Source organism: Pseudomonas tremae (assembly GCF_001401155.1).
In the GTDB taxonomy this organism is placed as follows: domain Bacteria; phylum Pseudomonadota; class Gammaproteobacteria; order Pseudomonadales; family Pseudomonadaceae; genus Aquipseudomonas; species Aquipseudomonas tremae.
Genome location: NZ_LJRO01000013.1, coordinates 1 through 25,624 on the forward strand (window position 1 = coordinate 1; position 25,624 = coordinate 25,624).

General features: G+C 54.1%; 28 protein-coding genes. 17 read left to right on the forward strand and 11 right to left on the reverse strand.

Translation table 11 applies throughout. From position 1 onward, the window contains the following. Positions 1-105: 105 nt before the first annotated feature. The 6 genes from ALO43_RS00065 (at position 106) to ALO43_RS00085 (ending at position 2,303) form a co-directional block, all read left to right on the forward strand. Positions 106-612 (forward strand): hypothetical protein, encoded by a 507-nt coding sequence (locus tag ALO43_RS00065; RefSeq protein ID WP_054996927.1) that lies wholly within the window; start codon positions 106-108, stop codon positions 610-612. A gap of 104 nt (positions 613-716) precedes the next feature. Next, a complete protein-coding gene (locus ALO43_RS00070) occupies positions 717-986 on the forward strand; it encodes a hypothetical protein (protein ID WP_054996928.1) in 270 nt (89 codons plus the stop codon). A gap of 25 nt (positions 987-1,011) precedes the next feature. Then, complete coding sequence (locus tag ALO43_RS00075; protein WP_054996929.1) at positions 1,012-1,200, forward strand: hypothetical protein; 189 nt, start codon at positions 1,012-1,014, stop codon at positions 1,198-1,200. Positions 1,201-1,292: 92 nt separating this feature from the next. Continuing rightward, the gene (locus ALO43_RS00080) at positions 1,293-1,535 is read left to right on the forward strand and encodes a hypothetical protein (protein WP_054996930.1); all 243 of its coding nucleotides are present in this window, start codon (positions 1,293-1,295) and stop codon (positions 1,533-1,535) included. 255 nt (positions 1,536-1,790) lie between these two features. Next, positions 1,791-2,063 carry a hypothetical protein gene (locus ALO43_RS29805; protein WP_147461985.1) on the forward strand — a complete coding sequence of 91 codons (273 nt, stop codon included), beginning with the start codon at positions 1,791-1,793 and terminating at the stop codon, positions 2,061-2,063. A gap of 18 nt (positions 2,064-2,081) precedes the next feature. Beyond that, the gene (locus ALO43_RS00085) at positions 2,082-2,303 is read left to right on the forward strand and encodes a hypothetical protein (protein ID WP_054996931.1); all 222 of its coding nucleotides are present in this window, start codon (positions 2,082-2,084) and stop codon (positions 2,301-2,303) included. Positions 2,304-2,736: 433 nt separating this feature from the next. On the opposite strand, the gene ALO43_RS00090 is transcribed toward ALO43_RS00085, so the two are convergent. Continuing rightward, entirely contained in the window at positions 2,737-3,078 is a 342-nt protein-coding gene (locus ALO43_RS00090; RefSeq protein WP_235812519.1) for a hypothetical protein, read from the reverse strand. A gap of 260 nt (positions 3,079-3,338) precedes the next feature. On the opposite strand from ALO43_RS00090, the gene ALO43_RS00095 reads away from it, so the two are divergent. Next, positions 3,339-3,674 (forward strand): hypothetical protein, encoded by a 336-nt coding sequence (locus tag ALO43_RS00095; protein WP_054996933.1) that lies wholly within the window; start codon positions 3,339-3,341, stop codon positions 3,672-3,674. Between the two features lie 10 nt (positions 3,675-3,684). Continuing rightward, positions 3,685-4,365: a GNAT family N-acetyltransferase gene (locus ALO43_RS00100; protein WP_054996934.1), complete on the forward strand. Its 681-nt coding sequence runs from the start codon at positions 3,685-3,687 to the stop codon at positions 4,363-4,365. Positions 4,366-4,530: 165 nt separating this feature from the next. Here the strand turns inward: ALO43_RS00100 and ALO43_RS00105 are convergent, their stop codons facing one another. The 3 genes from ALO43_RS00105 to ALO43_RS00110 form a co-directional block, all read right to left on the reverse strand. After that, positions 4,531-4,803 carry a hypothetical protein gene (locus ALO43_RS00105; protein ID WP_054996935.1) on the reverse strand — a complete coding sequence of 91 codons (273 nt, stop codon included), beginning with the start codon at positions 4,801-4,803 and terminating at the stop codon, positions 4,531-4,533. Positions 4,804-4,896: 93 nt separating this feature from the next. Continuing rightward, the gene (locus ALO43_RS31240; protein WP_083492082.1) at positions 4,897-5,199 is read right to left on the reverse strand and encodes a hypothetical protein; all 303 of its coding nucleotides are present in this window, start codon (positions 5,197-5,199) and stop codon (positions 4,897-4,899) included. A 219-nt stretch (positions 5,200-5,418) separates the two neighbouring features. Then, positions 5,419-6,462, reverse strand: coding sequence for a DUF4062 domain-containing protein (locus ALO43_RS00110; RefSeq protein WP_083492086.1), 1,044 nt, complete (start codon positions 6,460-6,462; stop codon positions 5,419-5,421). 410 nt (positions 6,463-6,872) lie between these two features. Here ALO43_RS00110 and ALO43_RS00115 point away from each other — a divergent pair, with 410 nt between their 5' ends. After that, the gene (locus ALO43_RS00115) at positions 6,873-7,250 is read left to right on the forward strand and encodes a hypothetical protein (protein ID WP_054996936.1); all 378 of its coding nucleotides are present in this window, start codon (positions 6,873-6,875) and stop codon (positions 7,248-7,250) included. Positions 7,251-7,363: 113 nt separating this feature from the next. Next, the gene (locus ALO43_RS00120) at positions 7,364-8,188 is read left to right on the forward strand and encodes a hypothetical protein (RefSeq protein ID WP_054996937.1); all 825 of its coding nucleotides are present in this window, start codon (positions 7,364-7,366) and stop codon (positions 8,186-8,188) included. 65 nt (positions 8,189-8,253) lie between these two features. On the opposite strand, the gene ALO43_RS28030 is transcribed toward ALO43_RS00120, so the two are convergent. Next, a complete protein-coding gene (locus tag ALO43_RS28030; RefSeq protein ID WP_083492083.1) occupies positions 8,254-8,394 on the reverse strand; it encodes a helix-turn-helix domain-containing protein in 141 nt (46 codons plus the stop codon). A gap of 142 nt (positions 8,395-8,536) precedes the next feature. Between ALO43_RS28030 and ALO43_RS00125 the strand changes: the two genes are divergently transcribed. The 6 genes from ALO43_RS00125 (at position 8,537) to ALO43_RS00150 (ending at position 17,617) form a co-directional block, all read left to right on the forward strand. Further along, entirely contained in the window at positions 8,537-10,459 is a 1,923-nt protein-coding gene (locus ALO43_RS00125) for an ATP-dependent nuclease (RefSeq protein ID WP_054996938.1), read from the forward strand. Beyond that, entirely contained in the window at positions 10,456-12,366 is a 1,911-nt protein-coding gene (locus ALO43_RS00130) for a UvrD-helicase domain-containing protein (protein ID WP_054996939.1), read from the forward strand. The genes ALO43_RS00125 and ALO43_RS00130 overlap by 4 nt, the downstream gene beginning before the upstream one ends. 129 nt (positions 12,367-12,495) lie before the next feature. Then, positions 12,496-13,596 carry a hypothetical protein gene (locus ALO43_RS30585; protein WP_054996940.1) on the forward strand — a complete coding sequence of 367 codons (1,101 nt, stop codon included), beginning with the start codon at positions 12,496-12,498 and terminating at the stop codon, positions 13,594-13,596. A 423-nt stretch (positions 13,597-14,019) separates the two neighbouring features. Beyond that, entirely contained in the window at positions 14,020-14,733 is a 714-nt protein-coding gene (locus ALO43_RS00140; RefSeq protein ID WP_054996941.1) for a helix-turn-helix domain-containing protein, read from the forward strand. 326 nt (positions 14,734-15,059) lie between these two features. After that, positions 15,060-16,739: an ATP-dependent nuclease gene (locus ALO43_RS00145; RefSeq protein ID WP_054996951.1), complete on the forward strand. Its 1,680-nt coding sequence runs from the start codon at positions 15,060-15,062 to the stop codon at positions 16,737-16,739. A gap of 131 nt (positions 16,740-16,870) precedes the next feature. Next, positions 16,871-17,617 (forward strand): hypothetical protein, encoded by a 747-nt coding sequence (locus tag ALO43_RS00150; protein WP_054996942.1) that lies wholly within the window; start codon positions 16,871-16,873, stop codon positions 17,615-17,617. 502 nt (positions 17,618-18,119) lie between these two features. On the opposite strand, the gene ALO43_RS00160 is transcribed toward ALO43_RS00150, so the two are convergent. After that, positions 18,120-18,641 carry a hypothetical protein gene (locus ALO43_RS00160; protein WP_147461986.1) on the reverse strand — a complete coding sequence of 174 codons (522 nt, stop codon included), beginning with the start codon at positions 18,639-18,641 and terminating at the stop codon, positions 18,120-18,122. 168 nt (positions 18,642-18,809) lie between these two features. Then, entirely contained in the window at positions 18,810-19,181 is a 372-nt protein-coding gene (locus ALO43_RS00165) for a hypothetical protein (protein ID WP_147461987.1), read from the reverse strand. Between the two features lie 986 nt (positions 19,182-20,167). Between ALO43_RS00165 and ALO43_RS00170 the strand changes: the two genes are divergently transcribed. Then, positions 20,168-20,590, forward strand: a complete 423-nt coding sequence (locus ALO43_RS00170; protein ID WP_054996945.1) for a hypothetical protein — start codon at positions 20,168-20,170, stop codon at positions 20,588-20,590. Between the two features lie 36 nt (positions 20,591-20,626). Here ALO43_RS00170 and ALO43_RS00175 read toward each other — a convergent pair whose 3' ends face one another. From ALO43_RS00175 to ALO43_RS00190, 4 genes are read right to left on the reverse strand one after another with little or no spacing between them, the layout of a single operon-like run. Next, complete coding sequence (locus ALO43_RS00175) at positions 20,627-21,667, reverse strand: FecCD family ABC transporter permease (protein WP_024671586.1); 1,041 nt, start codon at positions 21,665-21,667, stop codon at positions 20,627-20,629. Continuing rightward, a complete protein-coding gene (locus ALO43_RS00180; protein WP_054996946.1) occupies positions 21,664-22,623 on the reverse strand; it encodes an ABC transporter substrate-binding protein in 960 nt (319 codons plus the stop codon). Before ALO43_RS00180 ends, ALO43_RS00175 begins: the two co-directional genes overlap by 4 nt. A gap of 1 nt (position 22,624) precedes the next feature. Then, positions 22,625-23,404: an ABC transporter ATP-binding protein gene (locus tag ALO43_RS00185; RefSeq protein ID WP_005894937.1), complete on the reverse strand. Its 780-nt coding sequence runs from the start codon at positions 23,402-23,404 to the stop codon at positions 22,625-22,627. Next, positions 23,404-25,548, reverse strand: a complete 2,145-nt coding sequence (locus ALO43_RS00190; protein ID WP_235662561.1) for a TonB-dependent receptor — start codon at positions 25,546-25,548, stop codon at positions 23,404-23,406. Before ALO43_RS00190 ends, ALO43_RS00185 begins: the two co-directional genes overlap by 1 nt. Between the last annotated feature and the right edge of the window lie 76 nt (positions 25,549-25,624).

Consider the following 25,624-nt stretch of genomic DNA (forward strand, 5'->3'; position numbering starts at 1 on the left):
ATCGAGCTGGTATCAGTCAGGTCGGCGAAATAAATCTGCCCAGGCCCTTACCCAAGCTGGTAAAGCTCCAGTGGCGTTCGTTGGCCAGCAAGTAGGAATAGACTTATGACTACCCGCGATCAGTACAACCGCACTACACCGCCGGCAGTATTGACCGAGCCGGTAACGCAGATTTTGGATGATCTGGCGCTCGAATATCTGAATGCCTACCGGCGCCTTCGCCATGAATGCGCTACGCATGAGGAAAGTGGGGATGTGAATGCCGCCGAGCGCGCACGCTCGCTGCTTAGCGTCGCCGAAGGTCGGTTGGCTGATGCCGTGGATGCCTTGACGCGTCGTAGGCTGGGCGAAGAGCATTTTTGGGCGGGCTTTAGGCAGGTTGTCATTCCGGACACTGTCCAAGCCAACCCACCAGAGATACCCGAACCTTTGTGGTTGGTTGAAGAACAATTGGCCAGTGGCGAGTGGATTCCCATCGAGCAAACCAACGATCTGGCCGAAGCTGAAAAGAAGCTGTCTACTGCGGAAAACAGCTTTTCCGGCCTGGCCTATAGGCTCTATCGCACAGACTGGTACGAAACAGCCGACAAGGCCAATCGCTCCCGGCCATAACTTCACGGAAAACGCCCAATTCTGCCTAAGCCCAGCCATCGAGCTAGGCAGTGGCAGTAGAACGATGTCACTTTTTGCGCCCACGACATCGAAGGACTGACGACATGGTCACTATATCCCGTAAGTACATTCGTACCGAGCCGCCGCCGCTGTTGACCGAACCCCTGGCCGTCCATCTGGATCGCAGCACCCTGGACCAACTGAATGATTACCGGCAGGCGCAACATGCCTGGCTGGCCTGCACTGGGGATGCCGGCGAGCGTACTCGCCTGCGTGCAGTGATGGAGCGCGTCGGCGCCCTTCTGGCTCTGCATATTGCCAATCAAGCAGCGCACCAGCTGGGCGAGCCCAGCAAATGGGCCGCTGCCGAGTAACCAACCAACTTCACGGAAAATCTCTATGAAAAAAGAAAAGGCTGAAGCACAAATTGCTCGCTATGAGCGAATAATTAAAGCCGCCACGGTCATAACTAAGGCGGAAAAAAGCGCGCTGGTCGAATGGGAAAAAAAGCATGTGACTGGCGACGGTGAATTTGGCACCAGCGATTGGCCTGGCTGGGAACCGATCATTTCCCGAATTTCACATTGATATGAAAAAATAGCAGCACCACCAAGCTCGCCCTGCGGGCTAAGTGCGCAGGAGAGGGATGGTTTTCGTTCCTCAGGGCTGAGCTGCAAAAAATGGATATCATCGCGCTTTTACAACAAGCATTAGACGCCTCAAACAATCTTAGGGACCTGGCTAAGAAAGTCGGGGATGCAGATTTCAAAATGCTCGTTGCGGATCTGCATTCGGCGCTTGGGGACGCTAAACTTGAATCTGGCGAGCTGAAGATGAAGCTTGCGGCAGCTCAAGACCGGATTGCACTGCTTCAGGCTCAAATTAATCAAAGTGCAACTGGTCAGCCAACGTACACGGAATAAGGTGTATACAGCTTCGATGGAGAGGTTGGGAGGTTTTGTACCTCATGTTGGGATGCTCACCAGCTCCGGGTCAGATTGGCCAACGTCTCACCTGATTTTCACTTTGCAGGTAAATGGATGTGTCCCAAGTGTAACGCACACTACAGCCCTGAGGAGTGAGGAAAAAGTCGCTGCACCACCAAGCCCGCCACTGCGCGGGCTAAGCCACTAGGAGAGGGAGCTTTTCGCGCCATGAGATTGAGCAGGGAGTTACCAATGCAGATCGTGAAAACTAAAGGGCATCTCATCTACAGTGCTAATCAGGGGGCACCAAGCCATGCATGCCTTGGGAATTGTCAGAAGGTTTGGTGGCCGGATGACGTCCAATCCAAATTGGCGATTCTGGCGAATCCAGCATGCCCTCAGTGTGGCGGGACGCTTACTAGCGATATCCCACCAGGTCATTACAGCGTGATTTCTGCTGACGCAGGAGTGCTGAAAAAAGGTGGCGCAACGATTACAAATGCTGGCCTCAACCTCGGCAAGTAATCAGCAAGGAAAATTGCGATGACTACAAAAAGTGTCGAGCGCGATGTGGCGATCTCAGAGCTTGCCAACCATTTGGAGCGCGATTTGATGCCTTGTCCGGCAGGACGCACCGCACTGCTGACGTGGATAGAAAAAAAGCTGGCTCAAATAGCGCTCAATCCTGTACCCACAGCAGCTGATGCTACGTGGTTGATCGAAAGCGCTTATATCCAATGGGCCGCTGCACAGCCAAGGGGCTAAGGGACATTCTATGAACGCGATTCCTACCCCTGCCATTGGGTTCAAGTCATGAGTGTAAATCAAGCCTTGAGATGGGAGCGGAATTCCCATCCGACGTCGACAGTGATACCCCATCGCCTGCCGTCGATTGGGCGCATGCCGCTGCTCGGGGGTGTTGGCTGACCTTGGGGACCGTCGCGGAGTTGGCCAAGAGTTGGAACAAGTGGACGATGAAACCCGCGTTGAGCTTGTCCAGGCGGTAGCCGAAATCATCAGGCTTGCGCATCAAACGAAGAGTTGAGGGAAAACGCCTCAGCAGCACACCAAGCCCTAGCCTAAAAAACCGGGGTGATACCGCTGAAGCAGAATTGACCCATGTGCCGACTTGGCGTTGCCCAATAAGTATTCAGCCCAAGGTCAGACCTGCTAACGCTTTACGGAGCAGAAGTTTGGGTCAGCGAAATTTCGGCAGCTGGGTCAACTCTGCATCAGCGGCGACATTCTCGCGTTTCCTGGGGAAGAGCCGCAATACTTGCCAAGGGGTAAGGTATGCCGCTAACGACTGACATGGTGTATGCCGCAACATGTCCCGCTCGACCACGAAACCAGGCGGCAGCTCTGTTAGCTCGTCCGTAAAGATGTCTTGGATCGTCGAAAACGGGATGGCTCCGTTCATGTGTACATGAAGTTCTGCACGATCCGGCTCGCTAGATTCTAACGCCAAGCTCTCGTGTGCAATTTCATGGCCATTGACCCCATTTGGCGTCGTTGCTAGATCCATCTGGCACTGATTCAAGCGCTATCCTTTGTTGTAATGACTCTGGCTCCACGCCGCCCAACTGCGTTTCTGTTTGCGACAATCTCAAAAAGCCATCCTGTGTATCAGTTGGTCAGGTAGTTCGTCTAGTGTTGCTGACTCAACATTTTTTACGGCTACGGCTTGCAAGGGCGCCTACCGATTCATAGCACCATCGCAAGGCGTGTTGTAGGCTGCGTTTTAAAACGAGACAGCGATGACTAATCGGCCAGCTGTCTATGCAATGAAATGGAGTAGTAATGTCTCGATTTGCATTTGGCAGCATTTTCACGGAACTGGATGATGACGAGATCGAAGATAAGAAAGGCTACGGATTCTTCGATTGGCTGGCTCATGGCGTCGTAGGTTACGACGAAGAGTCGGCGACATATTTCGCGAATTTGGACGGTAGCTGGGGAATTGGTACGGGATACCAGGAGATTCCCGCTATAGCCGACCTCCAGCGCCGACTGGTTGAAGCTTTTCAGGGGGTGGAACTTCCGTTCAATCGAGTAGGGCTTGAGCGACTGACTCAAGGTGTCGAAGACAGTCCGACGATCCTGACCCCATCCCAAGCCGCATCTAAAAGATCTTAAAGGAAATAAGATGTCCATCGTTTTGTATCACCAAGCAGGTCCAGACAAGTCCGCCGTTGATCAGGTTTTGAAACTAGTCGCATCTTTTTGCACTGACCTGAGGCTTGACGCAATTCCTGCCAGCAACGCTTTCTATAGCCTTTACCAGTGGGCGCTCGTATGTGAGGTCGAGTCGTACATCGAGCGAATCGGATACGCTAATGCCCCCGTCGAGCTGCTCTTGGCTTTTGATGAAATGAAGCAAGATGAGGTTGTTGGGTTCCTACTTTACCTCCCCGTGATGAGACAGATCGACACTTGTGGTGTTTGCTACATGGCGGTGAAGAGTACTCATCAAGGACGTGGGATTGGGAAAAACCTGCTAGCCGCGATGCTTGATCGCTATCCTCATGCTGAATTGACGTGCTCAGTCTCGAATGTAGAGTTTTACGAGAGTATGGGGTTTAGCGTGGTCGGTACTCACAGCTCTCAAGTCGCGATGAGTACCAGAGCGCAAGCTACAGAGGGAGAGATATTGCTCATAGATTCGAGATCGATCCTCGGATCACCTGAGGCACGAAAACGTCAAATGGAGCTGGAGCAGCGTTGGGGTAAAAAAGAGATGCGTTACGCCATACAGCAATTTGAACGCCATGTGTCCAAACTCGTTCTTCAAGCCGATAACTTCGTGAAGGAACGGCTTGGGAGGTAGAAAGGGCAAGCGTCTGGTTACCCGTGCGGACAAATAGCAGGCGTCTGGCCGCGAGAGTGAATTTATGATGGACGTCGACGACCCAAGTCGCCGCCGGTGAACGCATCGCAAACCTAGCCGCCCGCCAATTCATGCGAATTCGACGGGCGAACCGGGCAACGACCGTCAGTGCAGGGGTTGCCCCGCTAACGGAGGGATCTCACTCAACAGGTAAGCCAGCTCGTGCCAGGGATGCAGCCCATACTGGCTTGCCACACAGTCGGGCGCATGCTCAAAGGGTTTTTGCGCCAGGCCTATGGACTGCGCGGCCAGGCACTGGGTACACAAGACGAAATCACCTATCAGACTCCAGCGCCCGGCCCAGCCGATCTGCCGTTCATGAAGCAGCTCACTGCCATCCAGCGTGACGCAGCGAGCAAACACCGTATCTTCCGTCATACCACACCTCCATCCAGGGAATTGGGTACAACCTCACATCACCCATTCTAAAGCGTAGGCCATGCCTTGGCCGTTGGATGACCGTTCAGCGCCTCACACTTCCACCTGGAAAGCGCGAATCCCCGCCGACTCGGCAAAGCGGCCCACCGCCGTCAGGCTGGCCCAGGTGCGCAATGCTTCTCGACGCGAGCGCACCGGCAACCAATGACTGCCTGGCTCACCGGCGACGATGCGGCAGCAGGTCTTCTCCAGAATCAACCGGGCCAGATCCGGGTTGTCGATGGTCGAGGCGTCGAACGCCAGCGCGACAGCCGTGGCCAGCTCGCCCAGGTCGGGGTCGGTACGTTGCAGTGCGCGCAGGGCATTCAGTTGCCGAGCGGTGATGGGTAAGCACAGTGCGGCTGCGCCGCACCGAACACAGCGGTCACCTTGGCCAATGCCGTCTCGGTACCGGCGCGCATGTCCATAGATGACTTGGCCGGACGGTTACTGACAAACGGATCTTCAAACTAGAAGAACTGCCAAGCTGAGACACGAAGGGGTCGAAGGGGTCGAAGGGGTCGAAGGGGTCATTGTTGCTTATCCCCCTTCCGCCCTTTTGCCAGGCTCAACTCTTTAGGAAAGCTTGCGCCCGATTCGGAACAAAGCGTCTTCCAGCCACTGGTTGAAAACGCCCTGTGACGCTGGAATCAGCAGTTTTCTTTCCTCAATGTTTTTCTCACTGCGGTGCGGCATGGACATCGACGATGCGGGGGTGGTTGGCGGCTCTGCGTAGATGTGGTGAGAAATTCCGTAGATCCCCAGTTGGAACCAGCCTCCCTTACCTCGGCTAATCAAGCTAAAAACTTCTTCCGCAAAGCGTTTTAGCCGGCTGGGCGAGATGTAATAGGAGGCAAAATATTCGCCGCCCTTTCCTGGGGCTGCCAGAGGGATAGAGAGCCAGCTCATACCATTATCGTGATGCCGCCAAGAGGCCTCCTCCGTATCTAGGCCGGTGATGTCTCCCTCGTCAAATGACTTGTAACCACCCTTGATAGAAACCAAGCCCGTCTGAGAAAGCTTGAGGAAGAATTCATCATGCTGGGTATGCATGGAACGCAACGTACCCGAGAGTATGGGCTGCGGCAGAAACACGAGCTCTAGGCGATCTTCACGAGGCCGGCTATTCCAGTTCCGGCTGTTGCTACGATTCTGCAGGTGCTGAACGAAATCCTGTTCGGAAATGGCGCTGCGACTGGCTGTAAGTTGGCTTATCCCCTGGATGATTTTGTCTGAAAGGTCGCGATCACCTGTGAAGGTTGAACGGAAAAGGCCGTCGACGTAATCGGAAACCTCCCAGTGAAAGCGTTTTTGATCATCCTCGACCGGAACCTCTTCCAGAAAAGCCAGGATGGGTTTATTGGCAGCTTTGGCGCGACGGAACTCCTGCTGAGTGACGGACTCACCCGTGTGGGTTTTGAAACCGAAGTCCGCGCCAAGAATCAGCACCACTACGTCGGCTTGGTCAACCTCGGTCATGCATGCGACTTCAGAGGAATAGGGTCTTGCACCAAAATCCTCACACATCACAGGGGTGTGCCCCAAAAGAGAAACTGCTTTTTTAGCGGCCGCACGATAGTGCTCGAAATTACGTACTACAGAGCTGATAAACACGTTCATAGCAGTCCCCATCACTAATAGGTCACATCCGTTTCTCCTCATCATACCGGCCGCTCTCCTCGAAGTGACAGCTGCAGAAAAAAGCTAGCCGCTGAATCACCCCGACTTCCTAGACACTGACTATTTTTGGCCGATCTCAGCCGTTTGGGAAGGTCGGCATTGGGTCTACTCCAGCCGGTCAAGTCTCGTGCAAACGCCTGGTCACGTCGAATGCAAATGACTGGTCAGTGGCAATGCAAACGGGTGGTCAAGTGGAATGTAATTCTCCACTTACCAAGGCAAGGGCCGACTCTGGTATTTAGACGCGAGCCAATACACGGTCGCAAGGCTGCCCAAGGCGGGCGTTGGATGGAATTAGAGTATTGTGCCTCCCTTATTGCGCCAAGAGCGCGCACAGGGAGAAATGTTCGATGTCGAGTAAGGGCGTCCCTACCCTGGATAAAGCGAAGGTTCTGGAAAATGCTGTAACGTCGATTCAGCTAGGGATTGAGGGCTATCAGCTCACCCAGGGAAGTAACGGCAACCTCCTTCGAGCTGTCTCATCTGCTCGCAACCTCTTCGCAGGGGTCCTACTGCTTTTTAAGTACAGGATTGCAATGCTAGCGGACTCCCCTGAACATGCCGCCAGCCTCATCTACAAGGCCAGAAAATTTAAACCTTTCCGTGATGAGGGTGGCGTTATCCAATGGCGCCCCGAGCTTGAAAGAAATAAGACAATCGACGTAGCAGATATTGAGCTTCATTTCGATGCGCTGGGTACCTGCGGGCGATGCCCGCAGCACGCGTAGCGTGGCCCATCGGATCCTCTCCTCTAGCCTGTGACAACCTTTATTATCAATACACACAGTTATCGTCGGGGCATAATGCCCTGTACGACACATGGTAGAGAGTGAATGCATCGATGATAGAACAGCCAAAAAGGCTTACTCCGACACGCAACACTGTGCGAGAGTTGTATCTGAAATCAGGTAACCGCTGCGCTTTTCCGGGATGCAAAAAAGCTCTTTTCAACAGCAAAGGCTTGTTCGTTGCGCAGGTTTGTCACATCGAAGCTGCCGAGTCTGGAGGTGAAAGATTCAACCCCAACCAGACAAATGAGGAGCGGCGGGACGCATCGAATCTGATGCTGATGTGTTACGACCACCACATCGAAACCAACAACGTTGCACAGTTCCCGGCAGCCTTGTTGAAACGCTACAAAGCAGGTCATGAGGTTCGGTTTTCGGATGTAGTCGGAGTGATGGTGCAGCAGGTCTGTGATCACACGACGCTTAGCAACCCGCTGACTGCCGTCAATTTGCTGAAAATCAACAGAGCACTTTCGTGGGGGCATTCCAAAGTAGAGCTTGACGCTGTTCTGGAGGAAGTCGCTGAGCTCGCCAGTCAGCTAAAGAATCTTCCTATTCCTTGCCGTGAGTTTTTTCTCGTTCTCGTCAATCGTGCAGAAGAGTGCCGTGTCCTCAATACACTTGAGGTGTCCACTGTCGACATCAAGCAAGCAACGGACATGGGGCGGCGCGAGATCCGAGAGTTTTTCTCAATTCTTGATCAACACGGGCTCACGTTTGACAACGGCCAGAACGATTCTGGAATCCAGATGGTAGGCATCACTAAAGCGCGATCCGATTGGCCCGCGTGGCGTGATATCAAACTGTTTTGCAAACAAGAAAAAATTGATGTTGCCCAGATCATCTTGGGGCTGAACTTCGCTCTTCTGGACGAATAACTCCCCTTGAGGTAACCCTCTGGGCGCCGCCGAGCTTGGCCACTGAGAGTTTCAGGCTGATTCAGTCAGCGCGACACCGTCATCAGGGCAACGCCTGCCAGTCGCGCCACATCGCCCAGCGTTACACCCCGGCCAACGCGACCATTGCCGTCATGCAGCGCACCGTAGCCCCAACATGCTTGTCCAAATGCCCGTGGAATTCGCATCCCATTCTCAGCAATGGCTCCCTGCCACTAAATTACCCTTCCGACTCGCTTTCTCCCGTGATAAAAGCCCATCACACCCACAGATTGCACGGACTGCCTTACGCCATCCGGGACAGGCTTTCCAACAGGACGGAGAAGCAAGATGCATTTGAAGCGGATCAGGGCGTCAAATTTTCGTGCGTTTGGCGACGGTACGGTTGCCCCATCACTTGACTGGGAGCTTGCCTCCGGACTGAACATTCTTGTCGGGGAAAACGATTCCGGTAAAACCTCTGTAATCGACGCGATTCGCTACGTGTTGTGGACAACCAGCTACGAGTTCATTCGCCTCTTCGAAACTGACTTTCACATCACGGGCACAGCACGAGCCCGCTCCCTGTTCATCGAAGCCACTCTTGTGGACCTAGACCCCGCGCAAGAGGCTTCAGTTCTCGAATGGATGACCCACGAAGCAGACGGGTCTCATAGCTTGATCGTCTATCTGCAGGCGCGCTGGGTACCACCGAAGGCCAACAAGCGAGGACGGGTCGAGGCAATTACCTGCTCGGGTCCGAACGGCACGGGGCCAGAGATCGGCACGGCGGTTCGCGAGCTCATCCGAGCCACCTATTTACGCCCCCTTCGAGATGCCGAAGCCGAACTACGCCCCGGTCGCCAGTCTCGGCTGTCCCAAATTTTGGGCGCACATAAACGTATTGATGGGCAGGAGCAAAATGACTTCGACCTAGCGGCTCCTGCCACCGTCCCCAGCAACCTGGTCGGGCTGATGGCGTTTGCTCAGCACCACTTGGGCGAGCATCAGGTCATCAGAGATGTGCAAGACGACATCAACGACAACTACCTGAACAAGTTCGCGTTCGCTGGCGATGCCCTGTCCTCACGTATCCAGATCGCTCCAGAGTTGGGCCTGCAGCCCATTCTGGAGCGCTTCGAATTGGCGCTGCTGCCATCCTCTACCATCGATCCAGGTGAGCGGTACATTCGCGGACTCGGCTATAACAATGCTCTGTTCATGGCGACCGAATTGGTTCTGCTGCGGGACGGTGATGAACTCGGACTGCTACTGATCGAGGAGCCCGAGGCCCATCTCCATCCGCAGCTGCAGGAGCGCGTTCAGCAGCTCCTCGAACGCACCTCCAAAGCGGCGGAGCCAGATAGTCGCCCTGTTCAGATCATCATGACTACCCACAGCCCATCTCTGGCGGCGGGTGCGGACATCGCAAGCCTGACCTTGGTAAACCGTGCCCAACTGTTCAGTCTGGCTCACGGGAAGACCAAACTGCTGAAAAGTGATTACGAGTTTTTGAGGCGCTTTATCGATGCTACCAAAGCGAATCTGTTCTTCGCTCGCGGCGTTGCGATCGTGGAAGGGCCAGCAGAAGCGCTGCTGCTGCCCGCTCTGGCTGCTGCTTCAGGATACTCGTTCAACGAACACGGCATTTCTTGCGTTAATGTTGGCGGAGTTGGGCTTTATCACTACGCGCGAATATTGCAGCCGATTGATGGCTCGGCGATTCCCATTCCTGTCGCCTGCATCACGGATCGTGACATCGTCCCCAATGAGGCCACCTACATATCTCCTCCCAAGAACAACCGTAAACGATTCGAAAAAGACTACACGCCAGAGGAAGTCGAGGCACTGGTCAAAACGAAGGTCGACCGCGCCCAGGGTGGTAGCACAATTGTCTGCGTCTCCAACAACTGGACGCTGGAATTCGATCTCGCCCTTCATGGATTTGCCCAGTTGATGCATGACGCAATTCACTTGGCGAAGAAGGCAGACTCGAGGGGTGAACGGCTGACGGAGGACGATGAGAAGAAGACGATCGTCGAGGCAGGCGAGCGCTGGAAAGAACTCTCGAACGCTGGGCACACGCCAGTGGAACTGGCGTCACTCATCTATCAACCGCTCGTTGAAAAAGAGGCATCAAAAGCGATGACCGCCCAATACGCTGCTCACCTGATTTCAACAGGCGACTATGGGAAAGGCGATGAGCTGTTCAACAAGCTACCGCCTTACCTACAGCAGGCGTTACGGCATCTGACTGGCAGGGCTAAGCCATGACAGTCCCTGTGATCAATGCTGCCGATCTTGCGGCTCTACGCGAACTGACACCCGACTTGAACTTCGATGATCAAGAGCGGCGTGCCGTATTGCTGGAGAACCAGTCTCGTGACATCAACGCCGCGCCAGGCAGTGGCAAGACAACGGTACTCTCCGCGAAGCTCCTGATGCTGAGCCGCAGATGGACCTCAAGCCGCACAGGCGTTTGTGTGCTCAGCCATACCAATGTCGCCCGTGATGAAATTCAACATCGGTTAGGTACAAGCCATGACGGGAGTCGCCTGCTCACGCATCCCCACTTCATCGGGACGATTCACGCCATGGTGAATCAGTTTCTGGCTCTGCCCTACCTGCGAAGCAATGGGATGACTGTCGATGTCATCGACAACGATATCTTTGCTCGCCGGGCATTGGCGTTAGCCCAAGCTAACTTTGGCTTGAATCTGTACATGCAAAAGAATGCGAGCGTAACGCCCATGTTAGAGGGGCTGGTCTACAAGGGTGCCTCTCTGGACCTCGCCAGCGAGTTTGGCTCGCTTCCTAAACCAGGCGCAAAAACCCTTCCGACAATCGTCGGTATCAAAGAAAAACTCGCCGCTGAAGGGATTTTCCGGCACGCGGACATGTTCGCGTACGCAGAACGTTTGTTGACCCTTTTCCCTAAGGTTCGCACCCAGCTATCCCGCCGGTTCCCTATCGTCTTCATTGACGAAATGCAGGACACGTCCTGGGAGCAAGAGCGTTTGTTGCAGCTGATGTTCGATGAGACTGTCACAATTCAGCGCTTCGGCGACATCAACCAACGAATCCTTGGAAGCTCGGAAGGCGCGGAAAACCTGACTTTCCCTCGAGGCGACGTACTTCCGATCTCCTCCAGCAAGCGCTTCGGTCCCCACATCGCTAAGTCCGTGTCTAGAGCACAGCTGGCAGGTACCGCTATTACCGGAGAGGGCGAAGACCGTCAAGCTTCCATGCTGATCGTCTACAGCACCGGGCGAGTACAGGAAGTGATCTCGACGTTTGGAGACCATGTACTAGACCGGTTCAGCGATACCGATCTGACTAGTGGAAAAGTCAAAGCCCTTTGCGCTCGCAAACAGGGCGATGCTCCAACACAGATAGCTGGCCGTACTCTCCTGGACTACTGGCCGGCTTCGGGCGGCGACCAATCACCCGGCCTAAAGCTTGTGCGATTCTGGGCGCTTCTCGGGGGGCCCAAGCCTGCCGTAAACGCATCGTTCTCATCACGATTTGAGGAGATCCGCAGAGCGCTGTTTCTGGTACTGCGCGCGGCCAAGGCAGAAATTGTCGAAGGCTTGAAAACCGACCATCAGTTAATTCGAAAACTGCGTGATGCTGATGAAGATGTTTCAGCCTTCCGGCTACTGATTCGTGATCTGTGCATGAAAAACGTGAGCGATGCGGATGAAGCTAGGCGTATCCGTATCGTGAATTTTTTATACGTGAGGCTGCGCCCGTTGCTCCCAAATCACATGACGCCACAGATATTCGCCGCGCTCCCGGTTTTTGAGCGACCAGAGGCCATGGCTATTCACGGAGCCCACCGGTCCATGTGCTCTATCGAAAAAAATGGTCGCAGCTTAGATATTCATATCGGTACCCTCGCCTCGATGAAAGGCGAAACGCATCTGGCGACCCTCGTCATGGAGTCTTTAGGCCATCCAAGTCGTCGCTTCGACCTACAGCTGGCATTACCCATAATTGCTGGGATTGATACTCGCTACGCTAAAATGCCTGAGACTCAGCTTTCTCAATTTCGAAACCTGTATGTCGGTATGTCGCGACCTACAAGCTTTCTGTGCTTGGCAGTCAATGCAGAACGGGTTTCAGACGAGTGTAAAACGGCATTGACCGATCAAGGATGGACCATCACCCATTTGCTGTAGCAGGCCAAGGGGTGCAGCCTTCGAGAGCAAGGGCTTGCTGACAGGCTTTGAGTCGTTAGCACTTCTCAAGTCCCGTAAGTCGTTCTGCCGGCTGCAGTAGAGCAAAGTAAGATTTCTGGGAGGTCTGGTATGGATAACGATCACCGTTGGAAGCTTTTCAACCTGGACTCGCTACTGGATGAGATGGACGGGCCTCTTCCGGAGGCATCAACAATAGACCTCTTCATTGCCGCTATCTCATTCAAGAACTTCGACTTCGTAGAGCGGCGCTTATCTTTTGTATGTGAAAGCGTGACCTACAGGTTCGAGGTCTGGCAGAGACTGATTGACGCCGCACCTGTGAAATATTGGATTAAAAACAAACAGGAGGGCGTACTGATTTACCCTCAGTCCGACTTCTGTGGTGCTCTGAGGAGCTATCGATATAGAGGGCCGCTTCTCGATGTCAAAGCGATGTCTTCCGATTGGGTAACTGTCGCGGATACTCGAACGCTTTACAGCGCTCTCGACACCCCGGCTGCCCGCTCTGTCTACGATGCTTGGCATCGGTGGGTGACGTCGACCACCAAAGAGGCTGCCGATCTGGCTGAAGGGCGTTTCGCCAACACTACCGTGGCCAGATCCTTGATCCTTTCTAGCCTGGGTGCCTGCCTCGCCTGCAAGGAGCCTGCAATCAGCAGCGCCAGAACCACAATCGCCAGCGTGCCTGGTAGCGGGACACTCATCCAGCTGCCGCTCTGTAGGTTGCACCTAGAACAGGCCAAACAGCAGCCGAATGTGCTGAAGTTTTTGGGAACGCTGTTTTCCCTCTCGATAGATATCCCCGAGTTCGGTCGAAGCGAATTCATCCCTGACGAATTGATACCACACGTTCATGCCATGGTCGCTGAAGAGCTTGGAGGTATTGCTGCGAGTGCGGAGAAGCGTGAAAAGGGATGGCACCTCAGAATTGACCTGCCGCACGGCTGGTGGTGGCTACTGCGGCTGAAGTCGCTGATTAATTACTCCTACATGCTTTTCAGCCCTTCAGAAAAAAAGCAGGTGTACCGGGCGGACTCTGCTCCTGATCATCACGACCTCCCGTTTTTCCCTGACCACGAACATGCTCGTCCTGACAGAAATTCGGATGTCCGCTCGCCGAGTTTTTTGTACGGCAATCCATTTTTTGATTTCAAGCGACTACGACAGGTCAGCGACGAGCGAATGAGGCCGACTGAGCAGGCTCGCTAGGCCTTTCCGTTGCTCGGCACGCCCATCGCTGAATTTGCAGTTGGAGAGGGTCGTGCGTGGGTAGGGGCTGTTGATGGCTTGCCAGGCCAGAAAATTCACGCTGAAAAGCTCAAAAATGACCATTCGTGAACTAATTAAGGATCATAAAAGACTTCACTTTTTATCACAACAATATGATTTTTAAAGTTTTTTAGCAGATTTTTTGAAAAGTCGCGTCACCTATATCTAGAGAGAGGTTTCCCGATTTCGGTAGAAAGGTCCCATCAAAAGCCATTTGAGACCTAACAAAGTGAATAACTTTCGCAAAGTTGTAGAAGCTCTGGAAAAGCTCGCACCTAACGCGGACAAGCTAGTTCCGCTCATTCTGTCTTTCGCAGTCTTCGCTGCGATCATCGTCATTGGTTTGCAGCAAGGAGTAGGCAAATGAGGATTTTTCCTTGGGTGAAGATGCCAGCGCTGTGGATCAAGGGAGGAGGCCTGCGTGACTTCGGATGGGCGAACTCCAGCACCGTGCAGCGCTCCAAGGCAATCGCTGCGCTGCAGTTGTACATCGCGCTTTTGACTGTCGCAGAAGAGGACTGGCGTACAGATGGCTGCAAGATGGTTGCAGATATCACCTATAGCGATCTGATGCGGATCACCAATCTGAGTCGGCAGCTGGTCGCAACGGGACTGGACGGATTAGTGGCGGCCGGGCGGATCACCACGGAGAAACAAGGCCGGAAATGCCGGTACCTGATTACTGGCTACGACTTCACCGGCAACTGGTGCAAGCTGCCTGCGAGGGCGTTGTACGTTCCTTTGAAGCAGACACTGATCGAGCCCTTCCAGCTGTTCCAGAAGCGGTCGGTCTGCGAGTTGGATGCACTCAAGCTCTTCCTCTATTTCGCTTTCGCCCGGGATAACAAAACGCCCTACACCATGGCCTCATTCGAAACGATCTGCGAAAAGACCGGTGTGCCCGAAAAGCGCATCCCCCGGGCGAATGCATTTCTCATCAATTGCGGGTTGCTGGCCAACTTGTCGCGCGAGCATTCGGAAGACGCCAAGAAGAAGGAGCCGAACAAGTATTTCCTGCGTGGTTACAGGGCGCTTTTTGTAGGTCGGCAAGCGCTGGCCCCCGCGCCAGCAGCGTGACCGGGGCCTGACCAGTCAGCCGAAGCTGCCCAGCTGATATATCCAAGGAGCGACGGGCTCCATATACTGGCACAAGGCTATTTTTGGCGTAGAAGTGCTGTGCGCTCGGCAGTATCGATAGGAAGGAACCGATGCAAGATCTAGTGAACCCGGAATATGCTGTAGAAATTGCAGATCTAGCACCCGTCGCCAGGCGAGTTATACGCACTAGGCACCCACGGAGCGCGCCTGAAGACGTGGAAAAAGCTGAAGCACCTCAGCAGCTCTTAGGGCCTGCAGTAGCGTTCCCGGATACGCGATCGACGCGTGCGAAGCGCTGGAGCCCTTTGGAGTCAATCACTGTTCAGAACTTTAAGGCTGCCAAGCGCGCAAACATACCTTTGGGCAAGGTAACCATTCTGGTCGGCCCGAATGGTTGCGGAAAATCATCGGTACTTCAGGCTATTCACTGGGCTGCGCGCGCCGCGAGCTACATTCTGCCGAAAAACACGAAAGAAATGATTTCTTTCGAGCGGTTAGATTACATACCTTCAAGCGATCCACTATCGACGCTTCACAATGGTCAGTTAAAACCAGGAGCTACATCGACGCCTGTCGAGGTTGCTTTCAATCGCACAGCGGCCGGCGACGATCCAGTTCAGACTGTCGTGCGGTTGAGGGCGGCGAGAAATAAAGCTGGGGTTACGGCCCATATCGACGGGGGAAGTGCTGTCACACCGTACAAACAGCGGTTTCAGTTTCTAACTACCTATATACCTGGCTTGGCGGGGCTCTCTGAAAGGGAGGCTATCTTGGCTCAGCCATCATTGCGTAGACAGGCTGCCAGCGGTGATGCGGGAGGAGTCCTCCGAAACATACTATTGAACCTCAAGGCCCGCAAAGCGGATGAACCTGATAGTTTGATGGGAGAGGAGCGTTTGAAGCAGCTAAATTTGTTGCTGCAGAAAGTGCATCCTAACGTGTCTATCGATGTGTCCTACGATGACAGGGAAGACTTTCATATCTCCGCCACGGTGCAAATGGATGGTTATAAAAGGCCACTAGAAACCGCCGCTACAGGCATCCTGCAAACAATTCAGATTTTTGCTTATCTCATTTTCTTTGAGCCGAGGCTCATGTTGATTGACGAGCCAGATGCCCATCTTCATCCGAATCGACAAGAGCGGCTGATTGAAGCTCTTGAGCAGGCAGCTGATGAACATAATACGCAGATCATCTTGTCCACACATAGCCCACATGTGGTTCGTGCAGCTAGCCCTATGACGAAGCTGGTTTGGATGAGTGAAGGCTTAGTCAAGACAGATGATGACGAGGCGATACGCCGGCTTTTGGGATGGGGTGGGCTGGACAAATCTGTTTTGTTCTTCATAGAGGATGAGGATGACAAACCCTTGCGGGCCATCCTCAAACAATGGCCGGAGCTTGGTCGCCAGCTGTCGCTATGTCGATGTTTTGGGATCGAAAACCTTCCCAAAGACAAACTACTTTCCGGCTTGCTAGTTGATGGCAAGATTGATGTTGCAGCAGTAATTCACCGTGACGGTGACTTCATGACGCCTGAGGAAGCGACCAAATGGGCAGAAACATTCAATACGAAGGGAGTATATCCTTGGACAACCGCAGGTTCGGATATTGAAGGATATTTCTGCTCAGCCGACTATCTGGCATCACTGTACGAAATCTCGCTTGATGAAGCTGAGCAATGGCGGAAGACTGCGTCCAAGGCTGTAAGTAAGGCACGAGCTGATTTTTTCTCAAAACGCCAAGTCATCAATAGGCTAATTTGGCCGGATGGTGGTTCACCTGCGACCGAAGACTTATGGGCTCTGGGGGCGGGGCCTAGTCCAATTACCGTCAAAGGTAAGAAGCTATTGGCTCAAATAAAAGTTGTGGCCACCCAAAACGGGTACAGCGATAAGCTTCTGAACAACTTCACCATCCCAGAGGGTTTTACGGTCGCTCCAGATCTGAAGCTCATTTTGGAGAAAGCTTTAGCCAAGCGCTAAGCAGAAGTCATTCGCAGAGATGGAATCAGCCGCTGATCACTGGTTGGTATCTGGCGAGAGCAACAGAGCTCAGTGAGGCCCTCATAATGATACCTGCATAATGGCCTAGTATTGATAAAAAGAGAGTTAACTTGAAAGTCTTCCTCACAAGTAATAAAATTTATTTTGAAACTTGCGTCTCTGTACTGTTAGCGATCATGGCTATCATTGTTTCGATTAACGCTAATTCCATAGCCAAAGCCCAGCTATCCTTGGCGAATGATGCCCAAAGGATTGCTACGCTTCCTTATTTACCAAATATTAAGGCTCGTTTTAAGTTTGTATCTTCGGAAGATGGAGTTCGAAAAGAGAAGCTGGAAGTTACTAACTCTGGGGATTCAATGTACGAACTGCGCGCTGTTCCTATAGCGTTTTTAGAGCTGCGAGAGCTGCGAGAGCTGCAGGTTGTTCCAATTAACGGACCTTATACAAAAAATACTCATCTTAATAAATCTACTATACCCCTTGAAGGGTATTTTCCTAACGTGACATGGGTGGATGGTAGCGACAAGAATTTTGTGCTGTACCAAGATATAGAGGGTGCAGGTCTCTTGGAAGATAGATTAGATGTCTTTTCCAAGAAGTATAGTAGTAAGGAAAAACACATTATAGGCGGCATTGAGAAATATTTGCTTGTCTCATATAAAGACCGTTTCAAAGCACTCCATACAGACTATTTTCAGTTTGACCCTATGGGTGAAGGGGTGTTGATGGATAGTTCTGAAGGTGAGGCAGTGTTTAAAAGTCATAGCGAATTTTCTCAAAAAAAGATTAAGCTAGACTATAAAATTTCTACACCAGAAGAAATTGGCAATTTTTGGCTTAAACTGAAAATCTAGAGAGCTGGACCAAAATCTGCCAGAGATAGAACATTGGCGGTCCAAGCGACTGGCTGAGCCATTAATATCTCTCAGCTTCAATATTTAACTTATGCTTCTTCAATCGAATCCGAAAACCATTATGAAGATTAGATGCAAGACCCCAGGCTGTGGGCATACGGAAGAAACCAATCTTGAGCTGTTCATTAAAATTCTCGGCGGGGCACTGCCGATGGGTGGGTTCCAAGCGTGGAGATACTATCTTTTCGCCGGTACCGGATTTGCTCTCACGATTGTGACTGCGATCATTACTGGTGGTATCGCTCTTCTTGTGTTTAAAGACGAGATTGTCACATGGATCGTCAACCGTGGATACAAATGCCCTTGCTGTGAGTCCGTTGACTGGGAGGCTTGATTCCAGGCGGGGCAGTCAACGGTGCGTGGCTCGGGCTGAAGCGAATAGCTTCGTATCTGGCCTTGCAAAGATGCTGTCATTTCTTAGAAAGTTGAAGCCATCGAGAGTCTATGGTTGCTTTCTGAGATCTTCCACTTCGACCTGCAGCAGTTTGGATTCTTTAAGTAGCTTATCCATCATGGCGAAGCAACTCAGTCTGTAGCCATGTATTTCTTCGTCTGTGAATAGCTGTTTACCGTTCAGATTCCAAGTTTTCCGGTTGTTATTTGTTGCTATCGTGCATCTCTCTACCTCGCTCGACCAGAATTTTATTTCTTCAAACTTTGCTGCAGCTTGTATGCTCAGGATCTGAGCTTTTGCTAGCGCCTCTTGATGTTTGGCACTGTCTTCCAGAGCGATCTTCGTTGCTGATAGTTCTTCTTTTTGGCTCAAATATGTTTTTATAAAAAAATACAGCGCAATAAGCGAAGTTGGCGGGTTGATTAAGCCGCCAAAGTAATCGCCAATGGTGCCCCAGTCACCTGGAGACTTAGAGAATGGATAGTCGTGCAAATTAAATATATAAACTCCAGCCACTGAAACGATGTAGAAAACTATAGCGCCCCACATCCATTTTTCATTCCACTTCATTGTTGTGTCCCCAATTTAGTCAAGGCAAGCGTTATAGTCGAATTTTAGTTAGTTCGAAACTGTAATTTATGACAGTTCACTCCGTTCGGGGGTGATGAGCGGCTTTGATTCATGGCAGCAACAACTGATCTGATACGCTGAATCAGGCCGCTCCCTGAACTGAGCTAGTCACGGAAGCTCTTCAAGTTGGGCCTGTGCTTTTCCCAGATAGACGTGACCGCCCATGGGTATGTCGTATCTTGGAGGGCCGAGCCACTGTTGTGTCACGTCTGTGGATTTGAGTAGTTCTTCCAGATCAACATCCGCGCTTTTGAGCTTTTCCAAATCCAATTCGAAAAAACTCACGACCGCTTGCCAGGCTGGCCAGGGTGTCGTGGCAAGCAGATAGTAGTCGGTAGCTGTCGGAGGAAGGCTCAACCTGGCCATCTCCGCTAAAATCCAGATTGAGCGCCGCAGCAGGTAATGCCATCTGGATTCAAGATGCAACTCGAGCTGCTGAGAAACTAGAGGGAATCGTGCCTTTCGTTGGGTGGGGGACATAAGCACGCCCCGCCTACCTCGACATGCCGTAATGAATCGGCGAGCCGTGTGATGTGCGTTGCCAACGGTTCCAGCGCATCTCTTTACGAATTTCGTAACCCAAAGGCCTCGTGACAATCTTTATTGTTTGCAATGGAACCGGTTTTTTGGAGGTTTTTGAGTTTTGTGACAAACTTTATTTTTATGGAGCTAGCTTTGTAATGACCTACGGCCCCCGGAATACGAGGGGCACTGTGACAATCTTTATTGTTTCATCACAGTGTGTGAAGCTAAGAAATAAAGTCTGTCGGAAATAAACAAAGTCTGTCGCTGGCGCCTCCGAACCCTGCGGTCGAGTAGCCGGTGACGCTTTTTCCAGGCCACTGTGCTCGGGACGTACTACAAGGTTTTGACGAGCGAATGGTCTTAACTGCCGATTGATAGCGGAACATCGCAATCTTTCGTTGTCAGCTCAGACCGCTGTCGGCAGGTCCTCACCGAACCACACGACACCCAGGTCGGAGTTTGCAGTTTCAGCTTGGGCAGTGTGGCCGCTCGATTCTGCGCTGGCGGTAACAGAGTGAGGCATTTCTCGGCCGTCATAGCTCTATTGTGCTTGCGCTGGGTACATTTGCTGGTTTTATTGAAAATCATTTTTTAACCAATAGCTTACATGTCCCCGACAGACTTTATTCCGCGGGATCAGACCTGCGAGATCCAAAACTGCCGCAGGCTTATCAAAAAATCAGCCCTCACCTGCATTAAATAATCCCCCCGCCCTCTCTGTTCTGATTGATACAAACCCCAATCGCCAGTTCTGGAACCAGACTGATCCCGCTGACCACTCATCAAAAATACATGGCTGCCGGTTAGCAGTACGCGAGAGATTTTCCAGGCAGTGCCCTGTACAAGGCATCTACATCGACGAACAAATGCCGTCGCCAGGTTATTCCAAGTCAGGGTAAGTTTGTTGTCCCTACAAAAGAGTTGTTGAATAAGGAGTTTTCATGAAAGGTTCTGCGACGTTGGGTCTTTTGGTCGCCGCGCTGTTTTCCTCCGTCTCCCAAGCCGCTGACGTCAAGTCATGCAGCGATCTGGCCGGGCGGTGGGAGACAGCCGCAGACGGTCAGCATGTCGTGATGGACATATCCCCATCAGCAGAGGCGTGCGGGACTGACTGTGTGACGTTGGAGTTAAAGTACAACCTTGATAAGACGCGCGTTAACAAAGCCTACTGTCACGAAGGGGTTGAGGGCGTCAAAGGGCAGGGGCCAATGGTCATCTCGTTTGAGGGTGCCTACGGTGGGCATTCCATAGGGACATACAATCGAAAACTGAACGTGCTGTGGGCCGGCGTCATACCGAAAGACAGCAAAGGGAACTGGGAAACAAAAATGGACAATTACTGGTTCAAGCGAGTGGGCAACTAAGCATCCGGCTGTTTATCAAGTGTGTCCGGAGCAGCCTCAATCCCGCTTCATCATGAAAATGAAAAACATCCCGCCCAACAGCGCTGTCGCGATACCTATAGGCAAGTCCTCAGGCGCGATCAGCGTGCGGGAGACGACATCCACCCAGATCATCAGTAACCCGCCCAGCAGGGTGGCGACGGGCAACAGTCTTCGGTGCTCCGAACCCACCAGACGTCTGGCGATGTGCGGCACCATCAGGCCGACAAAGCCTATGGAGCCGCACAGGGCGACCAGTACGCCGGTCATCAGTGAAGCGATCAGGAAGACCAGCAGGCGCACGTTGCGCACTTGCAGGCCGAGGCTTGTGGCGGTTTGATCGCCGCCCATCAAGGCGTTCAGGGAGCGACCCAGCCCTTGCAACAGCACCCAGCCGGACAGGACCGTGATCAGTGGCACGGTCAGCAGTTCCCAGCGCGCCAGCCCCAGCCCGCCGAGCATCCAGAACAGCACTGAGGAGCTGGCGCGGTGGTCGCCCAGAAACAACGACAGGTTGGCGATCGCCATCATCACGAAGGACACGGCTACTCCGCCGAGCAGCAGACGCTGGCTGTCCAGGCGACCCTTGTGGCTGGACAGCCACAGCACCAGGCACAGGCTGACCAGCGAGCCGACAAATGCGGCCAGTGGCAACGTCAGCATGCCGAACACTTCCCCTACGTGCATGACCACGATCACCGCGCCGAGCGTCGCGCCGGAGGTTGCTCCCAGCAAATGCGGGTCGGCGAGAGGGTTGCGGGTTGCTGCTTGCAGGACGCTGCCGATCAGCGCCAGCCCCGCACCTGCCAGCACGCCCAGTAACACACGTGGCGTGCGTATCAGCCAGACGATGGTTTCCTGTCCCGCTGTCCAGAGCTGGGGGTTTTCGTTAATGCCGAACAGTTTGAACATCAGGATACCCATCACCCGGTTCAACGGCACAGGCGCTGCGCCGAAGGTGATGCACACCACGCAGGACGTCAGCAGCAATAGTGTCAGGGCGATCAGTAAACCGGTGTAACGGCTTGGGCGCTCGGTCAGCCACTGCGCCAGGGTCATCGCTTCACGTCGTGAAATGCTGCTGCAAGTGTTTCGATGGCCGTGACGTTGTCGAGCCCGGGCGTCACTGCTACGTAAGGCAGTACCACATAGCGTCGGTTGCGGATCGCGTCGATGGACTGCAGGGCCGGGTTGCTTTCGAGGAAGTGCTGTTTCTGCGCAGCGCTGACTTCGCCATAGTCGACGATCACGATCACCTCGGGATTGCTTTGCACCACCGACTCCCAGTTGACGTGGGTCCAGCTGGCGTCCACGTCGCCCATCACATTGTGCCCGCCAGCGGCGCTGATCAGTGCCTGGGGGATAGCCAGGCGGCCGGCGGTCATGGGCCGGTCTTCGCCGCTGTCATACAGAAAAACCCTGGGCTGCGATTTGCCTGCAACGCTTGCCTCGACGTCACTCACGCTGCGGCGCATTTGTGCAACCAGCGTTTCTGCACGGTTTTGCACGTCAAATATCCGGCCCAGATTAAGCAGGTCGTTATAGACATCCTCCAGTGTCGCCTCGGCGCGCGGCATTATCTGCGCGCAGGACTCGGTCAGCTCGTAGGCTTTGATGCCCAAGGGTGCCAGGCTCTGCGGCGTGACGTCGCCGCCCACCCGCATGCCATAGTTCCAGCCAGCAAAATAGAAGTCGGCGTTGGCGTTGAGCAGCGTTTCCAGAGACGGGTATTTGCTGGCCAACTCGGGCAGTTTGCCAAGATCGCGCAACAGAGCCTGATCAGGTTTGTTCCAGCCGGTGATGCCGCTGTAGCCCACCATGTTTGATTGCAAACCCAGCGCGACCATCATTTTGGTGAGGTTCACATCGTTGCTGACCGCACGCTGCGGCGCAGCCGTGAACGTTACCGAGCGGTCGCAGCTTTGCACGGTGACGGGGTAGGCAGTGGGGTCGGCTTGCGCCATCGGGCTGCACAGCAATGTGAGCAAAGTCAGCCGGGCGAACAGGGCATTCATCTCAGGGGATCCAGGTAATGCGCGGGTAGTCGCGCAAAGGATGATTGTCGACCAGCGCCTTGGCGCCGAAGACGTTGAGCAGCATTTCCGGGGTCAGCACTTCCCGAGGTGTGCCTTGGGCGATGAGCCGGCCGTGATGAATGACACACAGACGATCACAGAATGCTGCCGCCAGGTTCAGGTCGTGAATGCTGGCCAGCGTCGCGACGCCAAGCTGTTTGACCATCCCCAGCAGTTCCAGCTGATGACGCGGGTCCAGGTGGTTGGTCGGCTCGTCCAGCACCATCAGCCTGGGTTCTTGCACCAGTGCCCGTGCCAGCAGGCAGCGCTGCTTCTCACCACCGGACAGCGTGTCGAAGCGGTGCTGTTCATAGCCTGCCAGGCCCACGGCAGTCAGGGCTTTTTGCACAATGGCGCGGTCGTGCGCACTGTCAGGGGCGAAGAAACCCTGATGCGGCGCGCGACCCATGCTCGTCACGTCCAGCAGCGTCAGGCCGAATGCGTCGGGAAATTCCTGGGCAACCACTGCAACGTGCCGGGCGCACCAGCGTGGGCTGCGCGACCAGATATCGTGAGCGCTGATGGCGACCTTGCCGCTGTGCGGACGACTGAAGCGGAACGCGCAACGCAGCAGGCTGGTCTTGCCGCTGCCATTGGGACCGATCAGGCCGACGAACTCGCCAGTGTCGATCTGCAGGTCGATATCCTTCAGGGCGAAGTGCTCGTGCGCACAGACTGACGCCTGTTCCGGTGCCCACGCGAGGCGCTCTATCGCAAGCATCAGAAACTCAGGTCCGCAGTCACGTACAGCGAGCGAGGCTCACCGAGAATCCATTGCTGGCCGCCGTTGTACTGGCTTGCTGCGTATTGGCGATCAAACAGGTTGCGCGCCTGCAAGCCGAGTGTGGTATTGCGCAGTGCCTTCCAGGACAGGCTTGCATCGGCGACGGTGTAGGCGGGCAGTTTGCTGGTGTTGGCGATATCGGCGTACCGGCTGTCGACATAGCGCAGCCCGCCGCCGATCTGCACAGAACTGCCGAGCTGCTTGTCGAGCCACAGGTTGGCCGTGCGCTTTGGCACATCGACGGGCGTGTTGCCGTCGCGCGATACAGCTACGCCCGATACGCTCTGGTCAAATTGGTCATAGCGGGCGCGAACGAAGGCTGCGTTGGCGGTCAGCGCCCAGTCCTGCGGCAGTTGCAGTTTCAGGCTCGCCTCAAGCCCGTCGGAAGACTGCTGGCCTACCTGCTGGGTGAGGTCAGGATTACCGGCATCGGTGGTGAGCAGCTTCTTCTTGACGATATGGTAGGCCGCCAGCGTCCACTCCAGACGCTGATCCCAGAGCATTTGCTTGAAGCCCAGCTCCGATTGCCTGGCGGTGGCCAGGTCGAATTGTTGCTGCGTGGGGTTGAGCGAGACAAGGCTGCCCACGCCATCGGTGCTGGTCGAATATTGAGCGTAGGCGGAGCTGTCCGGCGTCAGCGCGTAAACCAGGCCAACCTTCCAGTTGTTGCCGATCAGGTCTTTTTCAGTGCGGCTGTCATCACGCAGGTTGTTGCGTTCGATATCCACGTAGTCACGCCGCACGCCGGTTATAACCGAGAGTTGGTCGCTCAGTTGCGTACGGTTTTCGCCGAACACGGACAGTTGTCGGGTCGTGCTTTTGAAAAGCTCCGAATAGGGTGACGCACTCTGAAAACGACCCGCTGCGGGGTTCTCGATATCGACCGGGTCGCCCGCCGGGTTTACATCGTCGTAGGGCGAATTGTTGGTCAGCTTGAAGCGGATGCGGTTGACATCCATGCCCAGCACACTCTGGCTGTCCAGCCCGGCGAGGCTGTGTTTGAAGATAAACGTCTGGCGATCGCCGGCCTGTTCCTGATTGTGCTTGATGCTGAAATAGCCGCTGCGCGACAGTTGCTGAGTGGCGGCGTACCAGTTGTAATTTTCGGCGTTCTGCCAGCGTCGGTGCGAGGTCAGGTAGTAAAGCTCGTTGGATGAGGCCACCTGATCGGAGATCTGCCAGTCGGTGGTCAACCGGGTCCATTGATCGTCGTAGTGCTGCTTGTCGTTCTCGATGTTGTAGTTCTTGTCGCGCAGGCCTTCGTGGTAGCGGCCGTTGATCATCGGCACGCCGAAGTAGTTCATGGGCCGCTGATTGCCACCGTCATGGGCGAGGGTGAACGACAGGTCTTCGCTGGCCTGCCAGTGCAGAGCGCCACTGACGAACGTGCTTTGCGAGTCGCCGTTATCGATCCAGCCATTGCTGTGCAGCTGATTCAGGTTCAGGCGATAGCTCAGTTGATCGGTTAACGAGCCGCCACTGTCGAGCGCTGTCTGCCGGTTATCGTAAGAGCCGTAGCCAAGGCGCAGGTGGTTCTCGATATCGCCTTCGAAGGGTTTCTTGGGGATCACATTGATCACCGCGCCCGTCGCACCTTCGCCATACAGCACAGAGGCCGGGCCGCGTAACACATCAATGCGGTCGATTGCCCAGGTGTCAACGGGCATGGTGACGGTACCCATCGAGCTGTACATGCGGCTGCCGTCATACAGCTGCATCACCGACCCCTGGCCTGTGAAACCACGCGCAGACAGAGCAGTGCCTCCGTCGCCGGGTGCACCGACAGCCGTGATGCCGGGGCTGCGTGCCACGGCTTGCTGCACGTTGGCGTCACCGCGACTGCGCACTTCGTCCCCATCGAGCGAACTGGTGCTCGCCGGAGTCTGCAACGCCGTCAGCGGCAGGCGAGAGCCAGCGCTGCTGACGGAGTCGAGATGTTCTACGTCTTGCGACCGGGCTGTGGCTTTTATCGAGGACGGAGCAAGCTCGACCTGTTCTGAAGCATTTGCATAACCCACACTGCTGGTCAGCAGACAGAACGTTGTGACTAGACGACGGGAGCGGAAAAGGGGGCTGATCATGGAGTTGAGGATCGCTTCGGAAGGCTGCGTTTGATAACCGGCAAGTGTTATAACATAACATTTGAGAGTCGGCATA